5 protein-coding genes are annotated in these 3651 nt (G+C 33.2%); 4 read left to right on the top strand and 1 reads right to left on the bottom strand.

The window, feature by feature from the left end; all coding sequences use genetic code 11:
- Positions 1 to 99: 99 nt before the first annotated feature.
- From FWJ34_RS18735 to FWJ34_RS18720, 4 genes are all read left to right on the top strand, one after another.
- On the top strand, positions 100 to 615 hold the full coding sequence (locus FWJ34_RS18735; RefSeq protein ID WP_308256849.1) for a diacylglycerol kinase family protein: 516 nt from the start codon (positions 100 to 102) through the stop codon (positions 613 to 615).
- Between the two features lie 23 nt (positions 616 to 638).
- Positions 639 to 1238, top strand: a complete 600-nt coding sequence (locus FWJ34_RS18730; RefSeq protein ID WP_308256848.1) for an aminodeoxychorismate/anthranilate synthase component II — start codon at positions 639 to 641, stop codon at positions 1236 to 1238.
- Between the two features lie 73 nt (positions 1239 to 1311).
- Complete coding sequence (locus FWJ34_RS18725; RefSeq protein ID WP_308256847.1) at positions 1312 to 2115, top strand: MBL fold metallo-hydrolase; 804 nt, start codon at positions 1312 to 1314, stop codon at positions 2113 to 2115.
- Between the two features lie 87 nt (positions 2116 to 2202).
- Entirely contained in the window at positions 2203 to 3078 is an 876-nt protein-coding gene (locus tag FWJ34_RS18720) for a sugar ABC transporter permease (protein WP_308256846.1), read from the top strand.
- A 39-nt stretch (positions 3079 to 3117) separates the two neighbouring features.
- On the opposite strand, the gene FWJ34_RS18715 is transcribed toward FWJ34_RS18720, so the two are convergent.
- Positions 3118 to 3651, bottom strand: a 534-nt coding sequence (locus FWJ34_RS18715; protein ID WP_308256845.1) for a sugar nucleotide-binding protein, incomplete at its 5' end; no start/stop codon positions are given.

Here is a 3651-nt window from a genome sequence, read left to right as displayed (position 1 = left end):
CTAAAAATAGTAGCTAAAATTTCACCATCACTGTTTAAATAATCAAAGATCCGTTTATACTTAAGAATCAACAAAAACTATTTAACAAAAGTTAATAAAATGCGTAAGTATCAACTAATCGGTAATAAAGAATTGGTTATAGCTGATGAAACTTCCGAACCAATACTAAATTCAGGGGAGAGATACAATTTTCTGGGAAGAAATCATTCTCCTAAAAAGGAAAAACGTAATTTAGCATGGAAAGTTGCACCAGATTTATTTGCTAGTTTTAAATATGCTTGGCAAGGGGTAAAGTATGCTTTTGCTACTCAGCGCAATTTTAGAATTCATACTGTTATGGCTTCAGTGGCTATCAGTCTTGGTTTTTATCTAGGTGCTACCACCATAGAAATGGCAATTATTTCTTTAACTTGTACAATTGTAATGGTTTTAGAATTACTCAATACGGCGATCGAATCCGTAGTAGATTTAACCGTGAAACAAAATTATCATGAATTAGCCAAAATAGCCAAAGATTGTGCCGCTGGTGCAGGATTAATTTCTGCCATTGCCTCCGTTTTAGTGGCTGGTTTTATTTTGTTACCTCATGCGATAGACTTAATAATCTCAATCTAAAATTGATCAGAGGAGAAAACAGATTGATTCTGGTTATCGACAATTACGACAGTTTTACATATAATCTCGTTCAATACTTAGGAGAATTGAGTGCCAAATTTTCTGTTGCTGAGGAAATCAAAGTATATCGCAATGATCAAATCACAGTAACTGATATTATTAATCTTCGTCCTGATGTTATCGTTATTTCACCCGGACCTGGAAACCCTGATTCTGCGGGAATTTGTTTAGAATTAGTCCAAAAATTAGGTCAAAATTATCCCATACTAGGAGTGTGTTTAGGACATCAAACTATCGGTCAAGCCTATGGGGGAAAAGTCGTTTCTGCACCGAGTTTAATGCACGGTAAAACATCTTTCATTAATCATAATAATATAGGAATATTTAAAGACATCAAAAATCCCTTTGCGGCTACAAGGTATCATAGTTTAGTTATTGATCAAAATACCATTCCCCCAGTTTTAGAAATTACCGCTTGGACAGATGATGGAATTATAATGGGTGTCAAGCATAAAGAATATCCGTGGGTGGAGGGGGTACAGTTTCATCCTGAGAGCATCTTAACGGATTCTGGATTACAATTATTGCGTAATTTCCTTCAATTTATTACTGAAAATAATTAAATTAGGTAATAGTAAAGAAGCATTTTTTTAATCGTGTTTGATCTTGGCAACTATTCTAAATTCTATTAATAATATGATTAATCGTCGTGACTGGATTCGTTTAACGGGTTATGGAATATTAACTACTTTTTTAACTACTAAATATTCTCATTCCCAAAAAGCAATGGCACAAAATACATCATCTCAAGGTGTTACCATTGATTGGTTAGGACATAGTGCTTTTGTTTTTGCTAATAGTCAAGCTAAAGTGTTAGTAAATCCTTTTACTCCTTTAGGTTGTACTGCTAAATATCCAGCTCCGAAACCTGAAGTAGATTTAGTCATGATTAGTAGTCGTTTATTGGATGAAGGATCAGCTATCGGTTTACCGAATAATCCTCAATTAATGGTTGAACCGGGAGTTTATAAGGTTAAAAATATTGAGTTTCAGGGAATTAAAACTTTTCATGATCGAGAAAATGGTAGAAGATTTGGAGATAACATTGTGTGGAAATGGATTCAAGGGGGAGTAAATATTTTACATTTAGGGGGTATCGCTTCACCGATTGATATTGAACAAAAAATCTTAATGGGAACTCCTGATGTAGCATTAATACCTGTTGGTGGTGGTCCAAAAGCCTATAATGCAGAAGAAGCTATCAAAGCGATTAAAGTTCTCAATCCCAAAATTATGATCCCTACCCAATATTTAACCAACGCCACAGAAGCAGGTAAATGTACTTTAGAAGGAGTACAAAAATTTGTGGATTTAGCAAAGGAGGCACAAATGGATGTAAGAATTATTCAAGGTAATCGTGTCACTATTAAACCTCAAGATTTACCCACAAAAGGTACATTAATTAGGGTTTTTGATGGTCAAAATTTAATTAAAAATTAGGAGTTAGGAATTAGCAAGGGGTTTAAACTCCTTGTTAGGAATTAGAAGACTATAAGCAATTTACCAATTAATTATTAACTGTTAGGAATGATGAATAATTTTCGGTTTTGGCATAGGATACAACCTTATTTATTTTTACTTCCAGGGTTGATAGTTTTATCTATTATCGTTTTTTTTCCAGCAATACAAGCCTTTTCCCTGAGCTTTACTCGTTTTGAATATGACTTAACCCAAGCTCCTCAATGGGTAGGATGGGCAAATTTTGAACGGTTATCCCAAGATAAGCTATTTCGTCAAACAATCATAAATACTCTTTTATATTTAGTGGGAGTTGTACCTCCTTTAGTTATTTTATCGTTATTTTTAGCTATTTTAGTCAATCAAAAAATCAAAGCTATTAACTGGTTTCGGACAGCTTATTATACGCCTGTAGTTATTTCTATGGTAGTAGCAGGAATAGCATGGAAGGCGATTTACTGGTCAAATGGCATTTTAAACCAATTTTGGTTTAGTCTCGGTTTTAAGCAAGGTATTCCTTGGCTAACGAGTCCTGATTGGGCGATCTGGAGTGTGATGATAGTCACGATCTGGAAAGGGTTAGGATATTACATGGTTATTTATTTGGCAGGATTGCAAGGTATTTCACCAGAGTTGTATGAAGCAGCCACCATTGACGGCTCTGATGGTTGGCGGAAACACTGGGATATTACTATTCCCTTAATGAAACCTTATATCTTTCTTGTTGCCGTTATTTCGGCTTTAAGTGCCACAAAAGTATTTGAGGAAATTTATCTTTTAACTCAAGGTGGCCCTCGTAATGCTACGAAAACTGTTGTTTTTTATCTTTATGAGAAGGCTTTTAAGGAATTTGATATTAATTACGCCTCTACTATGGGTTTAGTATTGTTTATGTTTATTCTTATCCTTTCGATCGCCAATTTATTTTTATCTCGCCGGGTATAAATTATTTTAGATTTTATAGATTCAAGCCAAACTACCTGATTAATTTTGATTTAGTTTCACAAAATATTTTCTTAAAGAATCTTGCCAATAAGATGGGAAAAAATCTAAGTCTTCACTAATTTTATGAGTATTTAACACAGAATAAGCTGGGCGTTTTGCCGGTGTAGGATATTCTGAGGTAACAATAGGTAAAACTTCTTTTATGATTAAATCATAACCTAATTTTTGGGCTTGGTGAAAAATATTGATAGCAAAATCGTACCAGCTACAGACACCTAAATTAGTAAAATGATAAAGTTTGTTAGTATTTTTTTCTTCAGAAAATTGAGTAATTATTTTATTAATAACTATAGCTATATCTTCAGCATAAGTGGGACAACCAATTTGATCTATTACTACTTTTATTTGTTCTCTTTCTTTACCTAATCTCAACATAGTTTTCACAAAATTTCCTTTACCATAAATACCATAAACCCAGGCAGTTCTAATAATAATATAATTATCAGTATTTTCTATGAAATTTTTTTCTCCTTTTAATTTACTTTTACCATAAACACCTAAAGGTTTAGTTAA

It is taken from the genome of Geminocystis sp. GBBB08 (assembly GCF_016743215.1).
GTDB lineage: Bacteria > Cyanobacteriota > Cyanobacteriia > Cyanobacteriales > Cyanobacteriaceae > Geminocystis.
This window is presented reverse-complemented; position numbering and strand designations above follow the sequence as displayed.

Bases quoted from the DNA above. Each gene is read 5' to 3' on its own strand.
- FWJ34_RS18735 (WP_308256849.1), top strand. From the start codon at position 100: ATGCGTAAGTATCAACTAATCGGTAATAAAGAATTGGTTATAGCTGAT.
- FWJ34_RS18725 (WP_308256847.1), top strand. From the start codon at position 1,312: ATGATTAATCGTCGTGACTGGATTCGTTTAACGGGTTATGGAATATTA.
- FWJ34_RS18720 (WP_308256846.1), top strand. From the start codon at position 2,203: ATGATGAATAATTTTCGGTTTTGGCATAGGATACAACCTTATTTATTT.